The sequence below is a fragment of the Streptomyces sp. DSM 40868 genome (assembly GCF_011820545.1).
GTDB lineage: Bacteria > Actinomycetota > Actinomycetes > Streptomycetales > Streptomycetaceae > Streptomyces > Streptomyces eurythermus.
Map to the genome: position 1 here is coordinate 2,527,007 of NZ_CP050504.1, position 18,803 is coordinate 2,545,809.

13 protein-coding genes, 1 tRNA gene and 3 pseudogenes are annotated in these 18,803 nt (G+C 72.8%); 8 read left to right on the forward strand and 9 right to left on the reverse strand.

Annotation, left to right across the window (positions count from 1 at the left end; translation table 11 throughout):
- Positions 1-2 precede the first annotated feature (2 nt).
- Positions 3-824: pseudogene (locus HB370_RS11375) on the forward strand (ABC transporter ATP-binding protein); the annotation flags it as partial.
- A gap of 14 nt (positions 825-838) precedes the next feature.
- The gene (locus HB370_RS11380; RefSeq protein WP_030783648.1) at positions 839-1,555 is read left to right on the forward strand and encodes an ABC transporter ATP-binding protein; all 717 of its coding nucleotides are present in this window, start codon (positions 839-841) and stop codon (positions 1,553-1,555) included.
- A gap of 71 nt (positions 1,556-1,626) precedes the next feature.
- Here HB370_RS11380 and HB370_RS11385 read toward each other — a convergent pair whose 3' ends face one another.
- Positions 1,627-2,286, reverse strand: a complete 660-nt coding sequence (locus HB370_RS11385; RefSeq protein WP_030783645.1) for a response regulator — start codon at positions 2,284-2,286, stop codon at positions 1,627-1,629.
- Between the two features lie 95 nt (positions 2,287-2,381).
- On the opposite strand from HB370_RS11385, the gene HB370_RS11390 reads away from it, so the two are divergent.
- Together HB370_RS11390 and HB370_RS11395 are read left to right on the forward strand one after the other, a co-directional pair.
- Positions 2,382-2,464 (forward strand) — tRNA-Leu (locus HB370_RS11390).
- An 82-nt stretch (positions 2,465-2,546) separates the two neighbouring features.
- Positions 2,547-2,861, forward strand: coding sequence for a hypothetical protein (locus tag HB370_RS11395; RefSeq protein WP_106980670.1), 315 nt, complete (start codon positions 2,547-2,549; stop codon positions 2,859-2,861).
- Positions 2,862-2,876: 15 nt separating this feature from the next.
- On the opposite strand, the gene pyk is transcribed toward HB370_RS11395, so the two are convergent.
- Positions 2,877-4,313, reverse strand: a complete 1,437-nt coding sequence (gene pyk, locus HB370_RS11400; RefSeq protein WP_030783638.1) for a pyruvate kinase — start codon at positions 4,311-4,313, stop codon at positions 2,877-2,879.
- 261 nt (positions 4,314-4,574) lie between these two features.
- Between pyk and HB370_RS11405 the strand changes: the two genes are divergently transcribed.
- The gene (locus HB370_RS11405) at positions 4,575-6,389 is read left to right on the forward strand and encodes a 5'-nucleotidase C-terminal domain-containing protein (RefSeq protein WP_030783635.1); all 1,815 of its coding nucleotides are present in this window, start codon (positions 4,575-4,577) and stop codon (positions 6,387-6,389) included.
- Positions 6,390-6,485: 96 nt separating this feature from the next.
- On the opposite strand, the gene HB370_RS11410 is transcribed toward HB370_RS11405, so the two are convergent.
- The 6 genes and pseudogenes from HB370_RS11410 to HB370_RS11435 form a co-directional block, all read right to left on the reverse strand.
- A complete protein-coding gene (locus tag HB370_RS11410; protein WP_030783632.1) occupies positions 6,486-7,895 on the reverse strand; it encodes a SidA/IucD/PvdA family monooxygenase in 1,410 nt (469 codons plus the stop codon).
- Positions 7,892-9,268, reverse strand: coding sequence for an aminotransferase class V-fold PLP-dependent enzyme (locus tag HB370_RS11415; RefSeq protein ID WP_030783627.1), 1,377 nt, complete (start codon positions 9,266-9,268; stop codon positions 7,892-7,894). The genes HB370_RS11410 and HB370_RS11415 overlap by 4 nt, the downstream gene beginning before the upstream one ends.
- A 167-nt stretch (positions 9,269-9,435) precedes the next feature.
- Complete coding sequence (locus HB370_RS11420) at positions 9,436-10,263, reverse strand: NAD(P)H-binding protein (RefSeq protein ID WP_030783624.1); 828 nt, start codon at positions 10,261-10,263, stop codon at positions 9,436-9,438.
- A gap of 92 nt (positions 10,264-10,355) precedes the next feature.
- On the reverse strand, positions 10,356-12,866 hold the full coding sequence (gene pepN, locus HB370_RS11425) for an aminopeptidase N (RefSeq protein ID WP_030783621.1): 2,511 nt from the start codon (positions 12,864-12,866) through the stop codon (positions 10,356-10,358).
- A 116-nt stretch (positions 12,867-12,982) separates the two neighbouring features.
- Positions 12,983-13,345 carry a chorismate mutase gene (locus HB370_RS11430; protein ID WP_078637542.1) on the reverse strand — a complete coding sequence of 121 codons (363 nt, stop codon included), beginning with the start codon at positions 13,343-13,345 and terminating at the stop codon, positions 12,983-12,985.
- Positions 13,346-13,396: 51 nt separating this feature from the next.
- Positions 13,397-14,269: pseudogene (locus HB370_RS11435) on the reverse strand (AraC family transcriptional regulator); the annotation flags it as partial.
- A 128-nt stretch (positions 14,270-14,397) separates the two neighbouring features.
- On the opposite strand from HB370_RS11435, the gene HB370_RS11440 reads away from it, so the two are divergent.
- The 3 genes and pseudogenes from HB370_RS11440 to HB370_RS11450 all read left to right on the forward strand — a co-directional run.
- Positions 14,398-16,152: a beta-galactosidase family protein gene (locus HB370_RS11440; RefSeq protein ID WP_030783613.1), complete on the forward strand. Its 1,755-nt coding sequence runs from the start codon at positions 14,398-14,400 to the stop codon at positions 16,150-16,152.
- Positions 16,153-16,307: 155 nt separating this feature from the next.
- Entirely contained in the window at positions 16,308-17,189 is an 882-nt protein-coding gene (locus HB370_RS11445) for a hypothetical protein (RefSeq protein WP_030783610.1), read from the forward strand.
- Positions 17,190-17,398: 209 nt separating this feature from the next.
- Positions 17,399-17,592, forward strand: a pseudogene (locus HB370_RS11450) (nitronate monooxygenase); the annotation flags it as partial.
- Between the two features lie 30 nt (positions 17,593-17,622).
- On the opposite strand, the gene HB370_RS11455 reads toward HB370_RS11450, so the two are convergent.
- The gene (locus tag HB370_RS11455) at positions 17,623-18,780 is read right to left on the reverse strand and encodes an acetyl-CoA C-acetyltransferase (protein WP_030783607.1); all 1,158 of its coding nucleotides are present in this window, start codon (positions 18,778-18,780) and stop codon (positions 17,623-17,625) included.
- Positions 18,781-18,803: the final 23 nt, after the last annotated feature.

Here is an 18,803-nt window from a genome sequence, read left to right on the forward strand (position 1 = left end):
CCATGACCACCGACACCACCCAGGGCACCGCCCCCGGCACCACCGTCCCCGGCGCGACCGTCCTCGACGCCCGCGGCGTCACCATGCGCTTCGGCGGCCTGACCGCCGTACGCGGCGTCGACCTCACCGTGGGCGCCGGCGAGATCGTCGGCCTCATCGGACCCAACGGCGCCGGCAAGACCACCTTCTTCAACTGCCTGACCGGCCTGTACGTCCCCACCGAGGGCGAGGTCCGCTACCAGGGCACCGTCCTGCCGCCCAAGCCCTTCAAGGTCACCGCGGCCGGCATCGCGCGCACCTTCCAGAACATCCGGCTGTTCGCCAACATGACCGTCCTGGAGAACGTGCTCGTCGGCCGGCACACCCGCACCAAGGAGGGCTTCTGGTCCGCCGTACTGCGCGGCCCCGGCTTCCACCGCGCCGAACGGGCCTCCCGCGAGCGGGCCATGGAACTCCTGGACTTCGTCGGCCTCGCACCCAAGGCCGACCACCTCGCCCGCAACCTGCCCTACGGCGAGCAGCGCAAACTGGAGATCGCGCGCGCCCTGGCCAGCGAACCCGGACTGCTGCTGCTCGACGAACCGACCGCCGGCATGAACCCGCAGGAGACCCGCACCACCGAGGAACTCGTCTTCGCCATCCGGGACATGGGCATCGCCGTCCTCGTCATCGAGCACGACATGCGCTTCATCTTCAACCTGTGCGACCGGGTGGCCGTCCTCGTGCAGGGCGAGAAGCTGATCGAGGGCGACAGCGCGACCGTCCAGGGCGACGAACGGGTGGTCGCGGCCTACCTCGGCGAGCCCTTCGAGAACGCGCCCGGCAAGGAGAACGACCGATGACCGCACTGCTCGAGGTCGAGGACCTCCGCGTCGCCTACGGCAAGATCGAGGCCGTCAAGGGCATCTCCTTCACGGTCGAGGCCGGACAGGTGGTCACCCTCATCGGCACCAACGGCGCCGGCAAGACCACCACCCTGCGGACCCTCTCGGGACTGCTCAGGCCCGTCGGCGGCCAGATCCGGTTCAACGGCAGATCACTGAAGAAGGTCCCCGCCCACCAGATCGTCTCCCTCGGACTCGCCCACTCCCCCGAGGGCCGGCACATCTTCCCGCGCATGACCATCGAGGACAATCTGCGCCTCGGCGCGTTCCTGCGGAGCGACAAGCCGGGCATCGAGCAGGACATCCGGCGCGCCTACGACCTCTTCCCCATCCTCGGGGAGCGCCGCAAACAGGCCGCCGGCACCCTCTCGGGCGGCGAGCAGCAGATGCTCGCGATGGGCAGGGCGCTGATGTCACAGCCGAAGCTGCTGATGCTGGACGAGCCGTCCATGGGCCTGTCGCCGATCATGATGCAGAAGATCATGGCGACGATCGCCGAGCTGAAGGCGCAGGGCACCACGATCCTGCTGGTCGAGCAGAACGCCCAGGCGGCGCTCTCCCTCGCCGACCGGGGCCATGTCATGGAGATCGGCACCATCGTGCTGTCCGGGACCGGCCGGGACCTGCTGCACGACGAGTCGGTACGGAAGGCGTACCTGGGCGAGGACTGACCAGCGCGGGTACGACGCGAGGCCCGCGCCCCTCACCCGGGGCGCGGGCCTCGTCGCACGCACGCCGGTGCTCAGCCCTTCTTGGCCGCCTTCTTCTCCTCGTTGTCCGCGATGACCGCCTCGGCGACCTGCTGCATCGACATGCGGCGGTCCATGGAGGTCTTCTGGATCCAGCGGAAGGCGGCGGGCTCGGTCAGCCCGTACTCGGTCTGCAGGATGGACTTCGCCCGGTCGACCAGCTTGCGGGTCTCCAGCCGCTGGGTGAGGTCGGCGACCTCCTTCTCCAGCTGCCTCAGCTCGGCGAACCGGGAGACGGCCATCTCGATCGCCGGGACGACGTCGCTCTTGCTGAAGGGCTTGACCAGGTAGGCCATGGCACCGGCGTCCCGGGCGCGCTCCACCAGGTCGCGCTGGGAGAAGGCGGTGAGCATCAGGACGGGCGCGATGGACTCCTCGGCGATCTTCTCGGCCGCGGAGATGCCGTCGAGCTTGGGCATCTTCACGTCCAGGATGACCAGGTCCGGCTTGTGCTCACGGGCCAGCTCGACGGCCTGCTCACCGTCTCCGGCCTCGCCCACGACGGTGTAGCCCTCCTCCTGAAGCATCTCCTTCAGGTCGAGCCGGATCAGGGCCTCGTCCTCGGCGATGACGACACGGGTCGTCAGCGGAGGCACGTGCGACTTGTCGTCGTCGGTCACGTCTACGGGCTGGGGCGACTCGGGGGCGGTCACTGAGGCTCCTTGGTCCAGGGCAGGCCGGTACTGCTGACAAGAGCCTACCTAGCGGCGGCGGCGTACGATGACCCGGTACACTCTCCGCAGCGCCTGCCGGGTTGGTGGAACGGCATACACGGAGGTCTCAAACACCTCTGCCTGAAAGGGCTTGCGGGTTCGAATCCCGCACCCGGCACTGCTCGAAGCGGAGTCTCACGTTCTCGTGAGACTCCGCTTTTCGCGGTGTGCCGTCACGATCACTCACGCAGAGTGTCCGCATGAACGAACCCTGGCAGCGGACCATCGTCGACGCCCACCCCTGGGACTTCGTCCGGGGTCTCATCCACTCCGACGGATGCCGTGTCACCAACTGGACGACCCGTGTGGTCGCCGGTGAGCGCAAGCGGTACGAGTATCCCCGCTACTTCTTCTCCAACAAGTCGGACGACATCCGGAGGCTCTTCACGGACGCGCTCGACCTGGTCGGCGTCGAATGGACCACCCTGGCCCGCGGCGGCGACCCGTTCAGCGTCTCCGTCGCCCGCAAAGCCTCCGTGACCCTCATGGACACCCACGTGGGCCCCAAGTACTGACCGGGGCCCCGGGTGTCACCTCGGGCTGTCGTCCTCGCCGATGTGGTGGACGCGGACCATGTTGGTGGAGCCGGAGACGCCGGGCGGGGAGCCTGCCGTGATCACGACCATGTCGCCCTTCTGGCAGCGGCCGTACTTCAGGAGCAGTTCGTCGACCTGGTCGACCATGGCGTCCGTGGAGTCCACGTGCGGGCCGAGGTACGTCTCGGTGCCCCAGGTGAGGCTGAGCTGGGAGCGGGTGGCCGGCTCGGGGGTGAAGGCGAGCAGCGGGATCGGTGAGCGGTAGCGGGAGAGCCGACGGGCGGTGTCCCCGGACTGGGTGAACGCGACCAGGAACTTCGCGCCGAGGAAGTCGCCCATGTCGGCGGCGGCCCGGGCGACCGCGCCGCCCTGGGTGCGCGGCTTGTTCCGCTCGGTGAGCGGCGGCAGCCCCTTGGCCAGCATGTCCTCCTCGGCCGCCGCGACGATCTTCGCCATGGTGCGTACGGTCTCGACCGGGTACTTGCCGACGCTGGTCTCGCCGGAGAGCATCACCGCGTCCGTGCCGTCCAGGACCGCGTTGGCGACGTCGGAGGCCTCGGCGCGGGTGGGCCGGGAGTTCTCGATCATGGAGTCCAGCATCTGGGTGGCGACGATCACCGGTTTGGCGTTGCGCCGGGCGAGCGCGATGGCGCGCTTCTGGACGATCGGCACCTGTTCCAGCGGCATCTCCACGCCGAGGTCGCCGCGCGCGACCATGAGCCCGTCGAAGGCGGCCACGATGCCGTCGAGGTTCCGTACCGCCTGCGGCTTCTCGATCTTGGCGATGACCGGGAGGCGGCGGCCTTCCTCGGCCATGATCCGGTGCACGTCCACGGCGTCGTCGCCGCTGCGGACGAAGGAGAGGGCGACCAGGTCGAAGCCGGTGCGCAGCGCCCAGCGCAGGTCGTCCTCGTCCTTCTTGGACAGGGCGGGGACGGAGACGGCCACGCCGGGGAGGTTCAGTCCCTTGTGGTCGGAGACGACACCGCCCTCGATCACCCGGGTGTGCACGCGGGGGCCGTCGACCTCGGTGACCTCCAGGCAGACCTTGCCGTCGTCCACGAGGACGCGTTCGCCGGGGGTGACGTCGGCGGCGAGGCCGGCGTAGGTGGTGCCGCACCGGTGGCGGTCGCCCTCGACGCCGTCCTCCACGGTGATGGTGAAGGTGTCGCCGCGTTCAAGGAGTACCGGTCCTTCGGCGAAGCGGCCGAGCCGGATCTTCGGGCCTTGAAGGTCGGCGAGGATTCCGACGCTGCGGCCGGTCTCGTCGGCCGCTTTGCGCACCCGCCGGTAGCGCTCCTCGTGCTCGGCGTGCGTGCCGTGGCTGAGGTTGAACCGGGCGATGTCCATTCCGGCCTCGACCAGTGCCTTGATCCGGTCGTACGAGTCGGTGGCGGGACCCAGTGTGCAGACGATTTTTGCTCGGCGCATGGGTCGAGCCTATGGCTTACCGGCGGGTAGAGAATTGGCGCCGCATGACTACTCAACGGCCTTTTGGCGAAGGGTTTTTGACAAGTGTTGAAGTGTGCGGACGGCTGCTCCGATGAGCGGACACGGTGCGCCCCGGGAGGGTGGTGAGCGGGGCCCCGCGGGGAACGGGTCACCAGATCGCAACCTTGCGGACCTGTTGCCGTAGGTCATGCCCAGGTCAGAATCTACGCGCGTTGTCCACATCGTCGAGGAGACCGAGAGATGCCGTTGAACCGCCGGAAGTTCCTGAAGAAGTCCGCCGTCACCGGAGCGGGTGTGGCGATCGCCGGCGCGGCGGCGGCCCCGGCGGCCGAGGCGGCGCAGGACCACCGGCCCGGGAAGCCCGGGCACCCCGTGAAGCGGTACTCGCTGACCGTCATGGGCACCACCGACCTGCACGGTCACGTCTTCAACTGGGACTACTTCAAGGACGCGGAGTACTCCGACAAGGCGGGCAACGCGATGGGGCTCGCCCGGATCGCCACCCTGGTGAACCAGGTGCGCGAGGAGAAGGGCCGGCGCAACACCCTGCTGCTGGACGCCGGTGACACCATCCAGGGCACCCCGCTGACCTACTACTACGCCAAGGTCGACCCGATCACCGCCAAGGGCGGGCCGGTGCATCCGATGGCGCGGGCGATGAACGCGATCGGGTACGACGCCGCGGCCCTCGGCAACCACGAGTTCAACTACGGCATCGAGACGCTGCGGAAGTTCGAGGACCAGCTGGACTTCCCGCTGCTCGGCGCCAACGCGGTGGACGCCAAGTCGCTGCGGCCGGCCTTCCCGCCGTACTTCATGAAGACCTTCCACGTGCCCGGTGCCAAGCCGGTCAAGGTCGCCGTCCTCGGTCTGACCAACCCGGGCATCGCGATCTGGGACAAGGCCTACGTCCAGGGGAAACTGGCGTTCCCGGGGCTGGAGGAGCAGGCCGCGAAGTGGGTGCCGAAGCTGAGGTCGATGGGCGCGGACGTGGTCGTGGTGTCGGCCCACTCGGGCACCTCGGGCACCTCGTCCTACGGCGACCAGGTGCCGTACGTGGAGAACGCGGCGGCCGAAGTGGCCCGGAAGGTGCCGGGTATCGACGCGATCCTGGTCGGTCACGCGCACGTGGAGATCCCGGAGCTGAAGGTCGTCAACGAGCAGACCGGCAGGACCGTCGTGCTCTCGGAGCCGCTGTGCTACGCCGAGCGGCTCACCCTCTTCGACATCGGGCTGGAGTTCCGCAAGGGCCGCTGGGAGGTCGAGTCGGTCTCCGCGTCCCTGCGCGACTCCAGGACCGTCGCCGACGACCCGGAGATCACCAGGCTGCTCGCCGACCAGCACAAGAAGGTCGTCGCGTACGTCAACCAGGTCGTCGGCCGTGCGACCGAGACCCTGACCACGGTCGAGGCCCGCTACAAGGACGCCCCGATCATCGATCTGATCACCAAGGTCCAGGAGGACGTGGTGAAGGCGGCGCTCGCGGGCACCGAGTACGCCTCGCTGCCGGTACTCGCCCAGGCCTCGCCGTTCTCCCGGACCTCTCAGATCCCGGCCGGCGATGTGACGATCCGGGACCTGTCGAGCCTGTACGTCTACGACAACACGCTGGTCGCCAAGTTGCTGACGGGTGCCCAGCTGCGCGCCTACCTGGAGTACTCGGCGGAGTACTACGTCCAGACGGCCCCCGGTGCCGTGGTCGACGTGGAGAAGCTGACCAACGCCGGCGGGCGTCCGGACTACAACTACGACTATGTGTCGGGGCTGTCGTACGACATCGACATCGCCCAGCCGGCCGGGTCGCGGATCAGGAACCTGACCTTCGGCGGGGCCCCGCTGGACGACGCCCAGCGGTTCGTGCTGGCGGTGAACAACTACCGTGCCAACGGCGGCGGTGCCTTCCCGCACGTCGCCTCCGCCAAGGAGCTGTGGTCGGAGTCGACGGAGATCCGCACCCGGATCGCGGAGTGGGTGACCGCGAAGGGCGTGCTGGACCCGAAGGACTTCGCGTCGGCGGACTGGAAGCTGGTGCGGGGCGGCACGCCGGTGTTCTAGGAATCCCGCGTTCTCCAGGCCGTTCTGCGTTGCCGTGGCGAAGCCGCGTCCGCCCGCCGGTCCCGGTGCGGCGGGCCCGGCCGGGTGCCGGGCCGGTCAGGGGCCTTCGACCAGCGGGGTGAGCCGCTCGGGCTGCCGGGCCTGCGGCACCCGGTGCGCCGGGGCGAGGCCGAAGGAGGTGAAGGCGGTTCGGGTGGGCAGCGGGTAGGTCTCCTTGCCGGTGAGGGAGTTGAGGATGGTGGCGCTGCGCCAGGCGGCGAGGCCGAGGTCGGGTGCGCCGACGCCGTGGGTGTGCAGCTCGGCGTTCTGGACGTAGACCGAGCCGGTGACCGAGGGGTCGAGGACGAGGCGGAACTCCTCGTCCACGCGGGGGCGTTCGCTGCTGTCGCGGCGGATGTAGGGGTCGAGTCCGGCGAGGAGCCGGCCGAGGGGGCGTTCGCGGTAGCCCGTGGCGAGGACGACGGCGTTGGTGGTGAGCCGGGAGCGGGTGCCCTGCTGGAGGTGTTCCAGGTGCAGTTCGATGGTGCTGGTGGCGATCCGGCCGGCGGTGCGGACGCGGACGCCGGGGGTGAGGACGGCGTCGGGCCAGCCGCCGCCGAGGGTGCGCCGGTACAGCTCGTCGTGGATGGCGGCGAGGGTGCCGGCGTCGATGCCCTTGTACAGCTGCCACTGGGCGGCGACCAGCCGGTCGCGGACGGGTTCGGCGAGCGCGTGGAAGTAGCGGGTGTAGTCGGGGGTGAAGTGTTCCAGGCCCAGCTTGGAGTACTCCATGGGCGCGAACGCCTCGGTGCGGCCGATCCAGTGCAGCCGTTCCCGGCCGGCCGGGCGGTGCCGCAGCAGGTCGAGGAAGACCTCGGCGCCGGACTGTCCGGAGCCGACGACGGTGACGTGTCCGGCGGCCAGGACGGTGTCGCGGTGGTCGAGGTACTCGGCGGCGTGCAGGACGGGCACGCCGGGGGCGTCGACCAGGGGCTGTAGGGCGTCGGGTACGTGGGGGGCGGTGCCGATGCCGAGGACGATGTTGCGGGTGTACGTGCGGCCCAGGGCCTCGGCCTCGCCTTCGGTGCCGAGCTGGGTGTAGTCGACCTCGAAGACGTCCCGTTCGGGGTTCCAGCGGACGGCGTCGACCTGGTGGCGGAAGCGCAGGCCGGGCAGTTGCTGGGCGACCCAGCGGCAGTAGGCGTCGTACTCGGCGCGCTGGATGTGGAAGCGCTCGGCGAAGTAGAAGGGGAAGAGGCGTTCGCGGTTTCTGAGGTAGCTGAGGAAGCTCCAGGGGCTGGTGGGGTCGGCGAGGGTGACGAGGTCGGCGAGGAACGGCACTTGGATGGTGGCGCCCTCGATGAGCAGCCCGGGGTGCCAGTCGAAGCCGGGACGCTGTTCGTAGAAGACGGCGTCGAGTTCGGCGAGCGGGTGGGCGAGGGCGGCGAGGGAGAGGTTGCAGGGGCCGATGCCGATGCCGACCAGGTCGCGTGGGGAGGTCGGCTCGTGGCGTGGGGGGTGGGTCATCCGGGGGTGCTTCCTTCGACGAGTTCGAGCAGGCGGGCCAGGTCGTCCGGCCGGCTTCGGGGGTTGAGGAAGGTGGCCTTGAGCCAGAGCCGGCCGTCGAGCCGGGCCCGGCCGAGCACGGCCCGGCCTTCGTGCAGGAGTGCGCGGCGGACGGCGGCCACGGTGTCGTCGGCGGCCGCGGCGGGGCGGAACAGGACGGTGCTGATGACGGGCCGGTCGTAGAGCTCGAAGCCGGGGTGCTCGGCGACCAGCCCGGCGAACTCGCGGGCGCGGGCGCAGACCTGGTCGACCAGGGCGCCGAGGCCGTCGCGGCCCAGCGTTCTGAGGGTGACGGCGATCTTCAGGATGTCGGGGCGTCGGGTGGTGCGCGGGGAGCGGCCGAGCAGGTCGGGGAGTCCGGCGTCGGTGTCGTCGGCGGCGTTCAGGTAGTCCGCGCGCTGGTGGAGGGTGGCCAGTTCGTCGGGGCGGGCCACGGCGAGCAGGCCGGCGGCGGCCGGCTGCCAGCCGAGTTTGTGCAGGTCGAGGGTGACGGTGTGGGCGGCGTCGAGCCCGGTGAGCCGGTCGCGGTGCCGGTCGCTGAACAGCAGTCCGCCGCCGTAGGCGGCGTCGATGTGCAGCCGGGCGCCGTGGGCGGCGCACAGGGCGGCGATCTCGGGCAGCGGGTCGATGAGGCCGGCGTCGGTGGTGCCGGCGGTGGCGGCGACCAGCAGGGGGCCGGGGTGCGCGGTGAGGGCTTCGGCGAGGGCGGCCGGGTCGAGGGTGCCGCGGGGTGCCGGGAGGATGACGGGGGCGGGCAGGCCGAGCAGCCAGGCGGCGCGCGGCAGCGAGTGGTGGGCGCCGGCGCAGCAGACCAGGCGCAGGCCGCTGCCGTGCGCCTCGCGGGCGAGCAGCAGGGCGAGATGGTTGGACTCGGTGCCGCCGGTGGTGACGAGGGCGTCGGCGAGGCCGGCCGTGCGGGCGAGGGCGCGGGTGACGGCGGCTTCCAGGGCGGAGGCGGCCGGGGCCTGGTCCCAGGAGTCCAGGGAGGGGTTGAGGGCGCTCGCGGCGAGGTCGGCGGCGGTGGCCACGGCGAGCGGCGGGCAGTGCAGATGGGCGGCGCACAGCGGGTCGGCGGGGTCGGCGGCGCCCGCGGCGAGGGCCCGCACGATGTCGTACAGGGCGTCGGGGTCGCCGGAATCCGGCAGGGGGTCGCCGAGGGCGGCGGCGACGCGTGCGGTGACGGCGTCGGGGCCGCCGGCGGGCAGCGGGCCGGCGCGCTCGGCGGCGCCGGCCGCGAGCGCGTCGAGCACGGTGGCGAGGAGGGGCCGCAGGGCCTCGGGGCCGCCGGGGCCCGAGGCGAGCGGGGGCGTGCTCAGGGCCGCTTCTGCGGTCATGGGCTCTCCTCCGGGGCACGGGAAACGCCGGGCGGGCCTGCCGGGCCCGGGTGGGTGGCGTGTGGATGGAGTGCCAGCTTGTACCGGAAGAGAGCCCTGTGTCCCCGAAGCCAGGCGAACGGAACCCGAAAGTGTGTACTGCTCTTGCCCCCGGGGTGGCCGGTCCGCTAGGGCCGGAAGTCCGCGACGTGGTCGTGGGTCCACTGGTCGAAGGTGCGGGCCGGGGTGCCGGTGAGATTCTCCACGGTGCCGGTGATCTCCGGGGGCACGCCGACGCTCTGTGCGACGGTCTCCAGCAGCCGGCCGAGCATCTGCGGTTCCACGTACGGGAACAGGTCCCGGCCGGCCTCGGCCGGGTCCACCTCCTCGAACGTCAGCTTCCTGCCGAGTGCGTCGCCGATGGCGGCGACCTGTCCGGCGTTGCTGACGGCCGCGGGTCCGGTCAGCCGGTGCACGGCGCCCTCGTGCCCGTCGTCGAGCAGGACGCGCTCGGCGACGGCGGCGATGTCGTCCTCGTGGATGGGCGCGGAGAGCGCGTCGGCGTAGACACCGCGGACGGTGTCGCCGCCCGCGCGGGTCTGCGGGGCGTACTGGAGCGCGTTGGTGGCGAAGGCGTTGGGCCGCAGGAAGGTCCAGGCGAGCCCGCTGTCGCGGATGTGCCGCTCGGCGGTGGCGTGCATGACGTGGATGGGGTGGGTCTCGTCGGCGCCCTCCTGGACGAGGCCGCTGGAGAGCAGGACGGCGTGCCGTACGCCGTGTTCGCGGGCCGCCGCCAGCAGCGGGGCGGTGACGGCCTGCGCGTACAGGAAGAGTTTCGTCACCCCGGTGAACAGGGCGGCGGGGTCGTCCGGGCGGAACGCCACCACCTCGGCCCGCCCGGGCAGGCCGGCCCGGGCGGGGTCGCGGGTCAGCGCCCGGACGGGCGCTCCCGCGGCGAGGAGTCGGTCGACGAGGGCGCGGCCGACATTGCCGGTCGCGCCGGTCACTGCGATCACGGTGCTGCCTCCAGGGCTCGGATGATCACTGACCGCCCGAGCCTAGGCAGCGGGGCCCGTGGGCCGCATCGTCGTGAGGGACCAGCCGCGCCCTACGCCGTCGGTCGTACGCCCTCCTGTCCGGACCGCTGTGCTTCGCGGACGCGCAGGGCGCGAGCGAGGTCGTCCAGGCGGTCGGCGAGGGCGCGGCGCAGCGCCGGGGTGAGGTCGTCGGCGCGCAGGCACTCCTCGCCGAGCCGGAGGTTCTCGGTGTCGACGGCGTGGGCGGGGAAGCACCAGCGGCCGGCGGCGGTGGCGATGGCGGGGCCGCGGCGGGCGGCGACGGCGGCCACGTCGGCGTAGAAGCGCGGCACGTAGGGGCGGACCAGTTCGGCCTGTTCGGGCTGCCAGAAGCCCTGGGCGGTGGCGGTGAAGAGGTAGTTGGACAGGTCGTCGCCCGCGAACATCGCCTCCCAGGCGGCGCGCTTGGCCTCCGGGTCGGGCAGCGCGGCGCGGCAGCGGGCGGCGCCCTCCTGGCCGGCGGCGCTCGGGTCGCCCGCCAGCTCGGCGGCGATGGCGGCCTCGTCGGTGGCGCCGAGCACGGCGAGCCGGGCGAGGATGCGCCAGCGCAGTTCGGGGTCGAGTTCCGGGCCGCCGGGCACGGTGCCGTCGGCGAGCCAGGCGGCGATGGTCTCGGGGTGGGCGGCCACGTCGATCAGGTGCCGTACGGCGATCAGCCGCAGGCCGGGGTGGTCGCCGTCCTCGGTGCGGCGCAGCAGGTCGCGGCAGAGGGAGGTGAGGGTGGTCAGGGCGGCCGGCCGGTCGGCCGGGGCGAGGTACTGCCCGGTGAGCTGGCCGGCGGCGAAGGCGAGGACGCCCTGGGTGATGGCCAGGTCGGTCTCGCGAGGCAGGTGGGCGCGGGCGGTCTCCAGGTAGGCGGCGGGCGCCAGGTCGCCGTCGCGTACGGCGTCCCTGAGGGCGTTCCAGACGACCGCGCGGGTGAGCGGGTCGGGCAGTCCGGACAGTCCGGTGCGCAGGGTCTCGAAGGAGGCGGCGTCGAAGCGGATCTTGGCGTAGGTGATGTCGCCGTCGTTGAGGACGATCAGCGCGGGGCGCTTGCCGATGGGCTGCGGGTCGGTCCGGGGCAGGTCGAGGTCGATGCGCTCGCGCAGTACCAGCCGGCCCTCGTCGGCGAGGGAGTGGTCGTACAGTCCGACGCCGAGGCGGTGCGGGCGGCTGCCCGCGCGGTCGACGGTCAGCGCGCAGGTGCCGCCGGCGGCGGTGACCGTGGGGACGAGGGTGTCGACGCCGGTGGTGCGCAGCCAGCTGTCGGCCCAGGCGGCCACGTCGCGGTCGGTGGCCGAGGCGAGGGAGTCGATGAAGTCGGCGAGGGTGGCGTTGCCGAACTTGTGCCGGGCGAAGTGGGTGTTGATGCCGGCGAGGAAGTCCTTCTCGCCGAGCCAGGCGGCGAGCTGGCGCAGCGCGGAGGCGCCCTTGGCGTAGGAGATGCCGTCGAAGTTGAGCAGGGCGGAGGCCGTGTCGTCGACGTGGTCGGGGGCGACCGGGTGGGTGGTGGGACGCTGGTCGGCGTCGTAGCCCCAGGCCTTGCGGGTGACGCCGAACTCGGTCCAGGGGCCGGTGAACCGGGTGGCCTCGGCGGTGGTCTGGTAGCCCATGTACTCGGCGAAGGACTCGTTCAGCCAGATGTCGTCCCACCACTTGAGGGTGACGAGGTCGCCGAACCACATGTGGGCCATCTCGTGCGCGATGACCATGGCGCGGGACTGCCGTTCGGTGTCGGTGACGGCGGAGCGGTAGACGAACTCGTCGCGGAAGGTGACCAGGCCCGGGTTCTCCATGGCGCCGGCGTTGAACTCGGGGACGAACGCCTGGTCGTAGGAGTCGAAGGGGTAGGGCTCCTCGAACTTCTCGTGGTAGCGGTCGAAGCACGCGCGCGTGACGTCGAGGATCTCGTCGGCGTCGAGGTGGGGGGCGAGGGAGCGGCGGCAGTGGACGCCGAAGGGCAGCCCGCGGTGTTCGGTGCGCACCGAGTGCCAGGGGCCGGCGGCGACGGCGACCAGGTAGGTGGAGATCGGCGGGGTGGGCGCGGCCTGCCAGGTGCCGTCGCCCCGGCGGGTGGTGACGCTGTTGGCGAGGACGGTCCAGCCCTCGGGCGCCTTGACGCCGACCTCGAAGACGGCCTTGAGGTCGGGCTGGTCGAAGGCGGCGAAGACGCGCTGGACGTCGTCCATGAACAGCTGGGTGTAGACGTACGTCTCGCCGTCGCTGGGGTCGGTGAAGCGGTGCATGCCCTCGCCGGTGCGGGAGTAGCGCATGGCGGCGTGGACGCGCAGCTCGTGCTCGCCGGCGGTGAGGTTCTTCAGCGGCAGCCGGTTCCCGGTGAGCGAGCCGGTGTCGAGCGGCTGTCCGTCGAGCGTGACGCCGTGCAGTTCGGCAGGCTTCAACTCGACGAACGTGTCCCCGTCGAACCGGGTGGTGAACCGGATCGCGGTACGGGAGTCGAAGGTCTCGTCACCGGTGGTGAGGTCGAGTTCGACCGTGTACCGGTGGACGTCGAGGATCTCTGCTCGGAGCTGCGCTTCATCGCGCGTGAGTACGGACATGAAGGCCATGCTGCCTGATGCCGCCGACAGCGCACAGGGGCGGACCGGTACATCGGCCCCGGCCCCCGTGCGCGCCCGGTCCGGACGCTTCCCCCGGCGCCCCGGGCGGTGCCCGGTCAGTGCCCCGCAGGTGCCTCGTGCGCCGGTTGCCCGTTCTGGGTGCTCTCGGCGATCCGCTCGTGGTGGCGGATCACCTCGCCGATGATGAAATTCAGGAACTTCTCCGCGAAGGCCGGGTCGAGCTTGGCGTTCTCGGCGAGCACACGCAGCCGGGCGATCTGCCGGGCCTCGCGGGACGGGTCGGCGGGCGGCAGCTGGTGCTGCGCCTTGAGCCGGCCGACCTGCTGGGTGGCCTTGAAACGCTCGGCGAGCATGTGGACGACGGCCGCGTCGATGTTGTCGATGCTGTCGCGCAGCCGCTCCAGTTCCTGGCGGACCTCGGGGTCGATGGCATCGGGGCCGGTGTTGCTGGTCGTCATGAGGGCCAACCCTATGCGCTGCGCGGGCCGTGCCGCCGGGGTGTCCGAGGACTGGATCAGCGGCGGATCGCCGGGGTCGGGGACGCGGTCGCTCCAGCCGCCGGGCACGGTGCGGCCCTGCTGGGCGCGGAAGCGTACGGGGGCGAGGCCGACGCGCCGGGTGAACAGCCGGGAGAAGTAGGCGGGATCGTCGTAGCCGACGCGGCGGGCGACGGCGGCGACGGGCAGCTCGGTGGTGGCGAGGAGTTCCTTGGCCCGGCCGAGGCGGATGCCGAGCAGGTAGTCCTTGGGGGTGCAGCCGGCCGCCCGGCGGACCGCGCCGCGCAGCTCGGCGGTGGTCATGCCGTGCCGGGCGGCGTGGTCGGCGACGCTCATCGGGGTGCAGGCGTCCCGGGCCAGGGCGGCGAGCACCTGGTCGCCGCCCCGGGCGAGGTCGGCGCGGGCGCGGCGCAGGGCGACGAGGAGTTCGTGCACGGCGGCCGCGGTCTCGGCCTGGAGCAGGGGGTTGCCGGGGCGGGCGGCGCGGGCGATGCGGGCGATGACGGTGCGCGGGCCGGAGGCGTCGGCGAGCGGGGTCACGGGCCGGTCGGGGTCGATGTAGCCGAGTTCGCGGTAGGCGGCCGTGGCGGGCCCGGTGAAGTCCACGAACCCCTCGTCCCAGCCGGTGTCCGCATCGGGCGAGTAGTGGTGGGGCACGCCGGGGGTGAGCCACAGCAGCGCGGGCGCGGTGACGGTCGTCCGGCGGCCGTCGGCGCCCCGGTACCAGCCGCCGCCGGAGCTGATCACGACGGCCACGTGGTGGTCGAGGGTGCGCGGGCCGACCGTGGGCAGCGCGCCGTGCTGGAGGCCGACGCCGAGGCAGACCAGGCCGAGGCGGTGGTGGGCGGGGCCGGGGCTGAAGAACCGCATCCAGGTCCGGTACATCGGCGCTCCTCCCGCGTGGGCCGCGCGGCGCGGTTTTGTCCAAGCAGCGCCGATCTTCGTCCATGGCGCCGGGCGCGGGAAGGGGGCGAGGCTGGGGCGGACGCAGGAGGCCGCGGCGGGGAGGGCGCTTGAGCGAGTTCACGGTGGGGGAATCGGGGTTCCGCGTGGACGGGCGCCCGGTGCGGCTGCTGTCCGGGGCGCTGCACTACTTCCGGGTGCACGAGGCCCAGTGGGGGCACCGGCTGGCCGTGCTGCGGGCGATGGGCCTGAACTGCGTGGAGACGTACGTCCCGTGGAATCTGCACGAGCCGCGCCCGGGGACCTTCCGGGACGTGGGGGCGGTCGGCCGGTTCCTGGACGCGGTCGGCGCGGCGGGGATGTGGGCGATCGTGCGGCCGGGTCCGTACATCTGTGCCGAGTGGGAGAACGGCGGGCTTCCGGCGTGGCTCACGGGCGAGGTGGGCACGCGCGCGCGTACGCGTGACGCGCGCTGTCTGGCCCGCGTCCGTACCTGGTTCGCCCGGCTGCTGCGCGAGATCGTGCCCCGCCAGACCGACCGGGGCGGCCCCGTGGTCCTGGTCCAGGTGGAGAACGAGTACGGCAGCTACGGCAGCGACACCGGCTATCTGGAGGAACTGGCCGGTCTGCTGCGGGCCGAGGGGGTCACCGCGGCGCTGTGCACGTCGGACGGTCCGGAGGACCACATGCTGACCGGGGGTTCGCTGCCGGGGGTGCTCGCCACGGTGAATTTCGGCTCCCACGCGCGCGTGGCGTTCGACACGCTGCGCCGGCACCGCCGGGAGGGCCCGCTGATGTGCATGGAGTTCTGGTGCGGCTGGTTCGACCACTGGGGCGGCGAGCACGCCGTACGCGATCCGGCCGAGGCCGCCGGGGCGCTGCGGGAGATCCTGGAGTGCGGGGCGTCGGTGAACCTCTATCTGGCGCACGGCGGCACGAGTTTCGGGGGCTGGGCGGGCGCCAACCGGGGCGGCGCGCTGCACGAGGGCCCGCTGGAGCCGGACGTGACCTCCTACGACTACGACGCGCCGGTGGACGAGTACGGCCGCCCGACGGAGAAGTTCCGGCGCTTCAGCGAGGTGCTGGCCGGGTACGCGCCGGGTCCGCTGCCCGGGCTGCCGCCGCCGCCCGCCGTGCTGGGCGCCCCGGCCGAGGCCGCGCTCACCGGCTGGGCGTCCCTGGCGGAGGTGCTCGGGGCGCTGGGCGGGCCGGAGACGGTCACGCCGGTGCCGCCGGCGTTCGAGGAGCTGGGGATCACCCGGGGCCTGGTCCGCTACGCGGTCGAGGTGCCCGGCCCGCGCCGGCCGTACCCGCTGACCGTGCGCGGGCTGCGCGACCTCGCCGTGGTGTACGTCGACGGGGAGCGGGCCGGGGTGCTCACGGAGGCGGAGCCGCGGCTGGCGGAGCCGGTCTCGGGGCACGCGCGCGTGGAGCTGTGGGTCGAGTCCCTGGGGCGGGTGAACTACGGGCCCCGGCTCGGGGAACCGAAGGGGATCACCGGCGGCATCCTGCACGAGCGGCAGTATCTGCACGGGGTGCGCGCGCGTGGGCTCGATCTGGACGCGTTCGACGACGGTGTGGCCGCGGTGCCCTTCGGTGCGCCGCCCGGCAGGCACGCGCCGGGGCTGTACCGGGGCTCGGTGACGGTCCGGGGGGCCGGGGACGCCCGGCTGGAGCTGCCCGGCCGGACCCGCGGGTTCGTCTGGATCAACGGTTTCAACCTGGGCCGTTACTGGTCGGCGGGGCCCCAGCGGTCGCTGTACGTGCCCGGGCCGGTGCTGCGGGAGGGCGAGAACGAGGTGTGGGTGCTGGACCTGGACGAAGGCCGGCCGGACGCGCCGGCTCCGCGCTTGCTGCCGGTGTGAGGGCCGCGGGCGCGGTCTGCCGGGCCGGGTGCCCGCGGCTCCCCCGGCACGGCGCCGTTCGCCGGGGCCCCTCCCCCGTACGGTTTCGCCGGGTTCGTCGGGGCTCCTCCCGCCTACAGTGGAGAGGAGTTCCGGCGGCTTCAGGGGGTGCCGACGTGGCCAACGGCGGACCGGTCGAGCACGGCTACCCGCACCTGGAGACGGTGCGGGCCGCCGTCACCGCGCTGTACCGGCGGCTGTCCCGGGACACCATCGAGACGTTCTCGGCCAGCGTGGCCCCCGCCGACGTGGCCTTCTGCGACACGGACGATCTGCATCTGGGCGCGCAGCGGGTGGCCCGGGAGATCGTGCGGCACTTCCGGCTGCCGGACGCGCGGCTGATCGTCGGCTTCCGGGAGATGACCCACGCGGCGAACGTGGAACTGGCGGCGGGCCCCGAGTACTTCGTCGAGCTGAACGACCGGTTCCGCAGCCATCGCGCCGACATCGGCGCGGCCCTCGCCCACGAGGTGGCGCACGTCTATCTGCACCGCCTGGACCTGGCCTTCCCCGGCACGGCGGAGAACGAGATCCTGACGGACACGGCGGCGGCCTACCTGGGCGCGGGCTGGCTGCTGCTGGACGCCTACCGGGAGGACGCGGTCTCCTCCCAGAAGCTGGGCTATCTCACCCCGGAGGAGTTCGGTTACGTCCTGGCCAAGCGGGCGCTGCTGTTCGGCGAGGACCCGTCCCTGTGGTTCACCAGCCCGCATGCCTACACCGCCTACGTCAAGGGCAGGGACCGGGCCCGCCGGGACGGGCAGCAGCCGCCGCTGGCCGCCGCCGGCTGGGCGGGCCGCCGCCGCTACGCCCACGACCGCCGGCACGCCTGCGACGGCCCGCCGGCCACGCCGTACGCCTTCGCCGCCGACCCCGCCGGCCGGCTCCGGGTGTCCTTCCCCTGCCCCACCTGCCACCAGCGGATCAGGGTGCCGGTACAGGGGCGGGTGCGGGCACGGTGCGGGTTGTGCCGGACGGTGCTGGAGTGCGACACCTAGCCCTGCTGCCCGGCGCCGGTGGGGCGTACCGCCGGCGTTGTCGACCAGTACGTCGAGGCGGGGCAGTCCGGTGAGGAAGGCGCGGACGGCGGGCGGGTCGCGCAGGTCCGGCGGGACGAAGCCGACGCCGGGGCGCGGGCCGGTCGGGGGGCCGGCGGGTGCAGGCCAGGACGTGGGCGCCCGCCTCGGCGAAGGCCCGCGGTCAGACGCTGCCGGCGGCCGACATGCCGATGCTGCCGAGGTCGGCGATGGTGGACGGCCGTACGGATCTGGGGGTGATGGCGGCCGGGCAGGTCGCCGGGTGATCGGCGACCTGCCGTCGTGTGCGGAGCTGGTGGAGCGGATCATGAGGGAGGCGGAGGAGGTGCTGACCGGACTGGAGAAGCTGCGGGGCGCTCGGTGAGCCTGGGCGCGGGCGGGCCCCGGCGCTCGGTCACAGCCGTTCGATGATCGTCACGTTGGCCTGGCCGCCGCCCTCGCACATGGTCTGGAGGCCGTACCGGCCGCCGGTGCGCTCCAGTTCGTGCAGCAGGGTCGTCATCAGGCGGGCGCCGGTCGCGCCGAGCGGGTGGCCGAGGGCGATCGCGCCGCCGTTGACGTTGACCTTGTCGGGGTCGGCGCCGGTCTCCTTCAGCCAGGCGAGGACGACCGGGGCGAAGGCCTCGTTGATCTCCACGAGGTCGATGGCGTCGATGGTCAGGCCGGTCTTCCTCAGGGCGTGCGCGGTGGCCGGGATGGGCGCGGTGAGCATGCGGATGGGGTCCTCGCCGCGCGCGGAGAGGTGGTGGACGCGGGCGCGCGGGCGCAGTCCGTGGTCGCGTACGGCGCGCTCGGAGGCGATCAGCAGGGCCGCGGCCCCGTCGGAGACCTGGGAGGAGCAGGCCGCGGTGATGGTGCCGCCGTCGAGGACGGGCTCGAGCGCGGCCATCTTCTCCAGGGAGGTGTCCCGGCGCGGGCCCTCGTCCACGGTGACCCGGCCGTAGGGGACGGTCTCGCGCACGAAGCGGCCGACGTCGAGGGCGCGCAGTGCGCGCCGGTGCGAGCGCAGGGCCCATTCCTCCTGCTCCGCGCGGGAGATGGCCCATTGGGCGGCGATCGTCTCGGCGCCGGCGAACTGGTCGACGGGCCGGTCGCCGTAGCGGGCGCGCCAGCCGGTGCTGCCGTGGAAGGGGCCGTCGGTCAGGCCGAGGGGCACGGCCGCCTGCCGGGAGGCGTAGGCGATGGGGACCTGGGACATGTTCTGCACCCCGCCCGCGACCACGAGGTCCTGGGTGCCGGAGAGCACGGCCTGCGCGGCGAAGTGCACCGCCTGCTGGGAGGAGCCGCACTGCCGGTCGACGGTCACGCCGGGCACCGCCTCGGGCAGGCCGGCGGCCAGCCAGCAGGTGCGGGCTATGTTCCCGGCCTGCGGGCCCACCGTGTCCAGGCAGCCGAAGACCACGTCGTCCACGGCGGCCGGGTCGATGCCGGAGCGTTCCATCAGCGCCGTCAGCACCCCGGCGCCCAGGTCGGCCGGGTGGACCGCGCTGAGTCCTCCCCCGCGCCGTCCGACGGGTGTGCGGACCGCTTCGACGATGTAGGCCTCGGCCATGGAAACTCCCTGCAGGAAAGGGG

Coding starts and splice junctions, on each gene's coding strand:
- HB370_RS11455 (WP_030783607.1), bottom strand. CDS start 18,780: ATGGCCGAGGCCTACATCGTCGAAGCGGTCCGCACACCCGTCGGACGG.
- HB370_RS11430 (WP_078637542.1), bottom strand. CDS start 13,345: ATGACGACCAGCAACACCGGCCCCGATGCCATCGACCCCGAGGTCCGC.
- HB370_RS11395 (WP_106980670.1), top strand. CDS start 2,547: ATGAACGAACCCTGGCAGCGGACCATCGTCGACGCCCACCCCTGGGAC.
- pyk (WP_030783638.1), bottom strand. CDS start 4,313: ATGCGCCGAGCAAAAATCGTCTGCACACTGGGTCCCGCCACCGACTCG.
- HB370_RS11410 (WP_030783632.1), bottom strand. CDS start 7,895: ATGACCCACCCCCCACGCCACGAGCCGACCTCCCCACGCGACCTGGTC.
- HB370_RS11415 (WP_030783627.1), bottom strand. CDS start 9,268: ATGACCGCAGAAGCGGCCCTGAGCACGCCCCCGCTCGCCTCGGGCCCC.
- pepN (WP_030783621.1), bottom strand. CDS start 12,866: ATGTCCGTACTCACGCGCGATGAAGCGCAGCTCCGAGCAGAGATCCTC.
- HB370_RS11380 (WP_030783648.1), top strand. CDS start 839: ATGACCGCACTGCTCGAGGTCGAGGACCTCCGCGTCGCCTACGGCAAG.
- HB370_RS11405 (WP_030783635.1), top strand. CDS start 4,575: ATGCCGTTGAACCGCCGGAAGTTCCTGAAGAAGTCCGCCGTCACCGGA.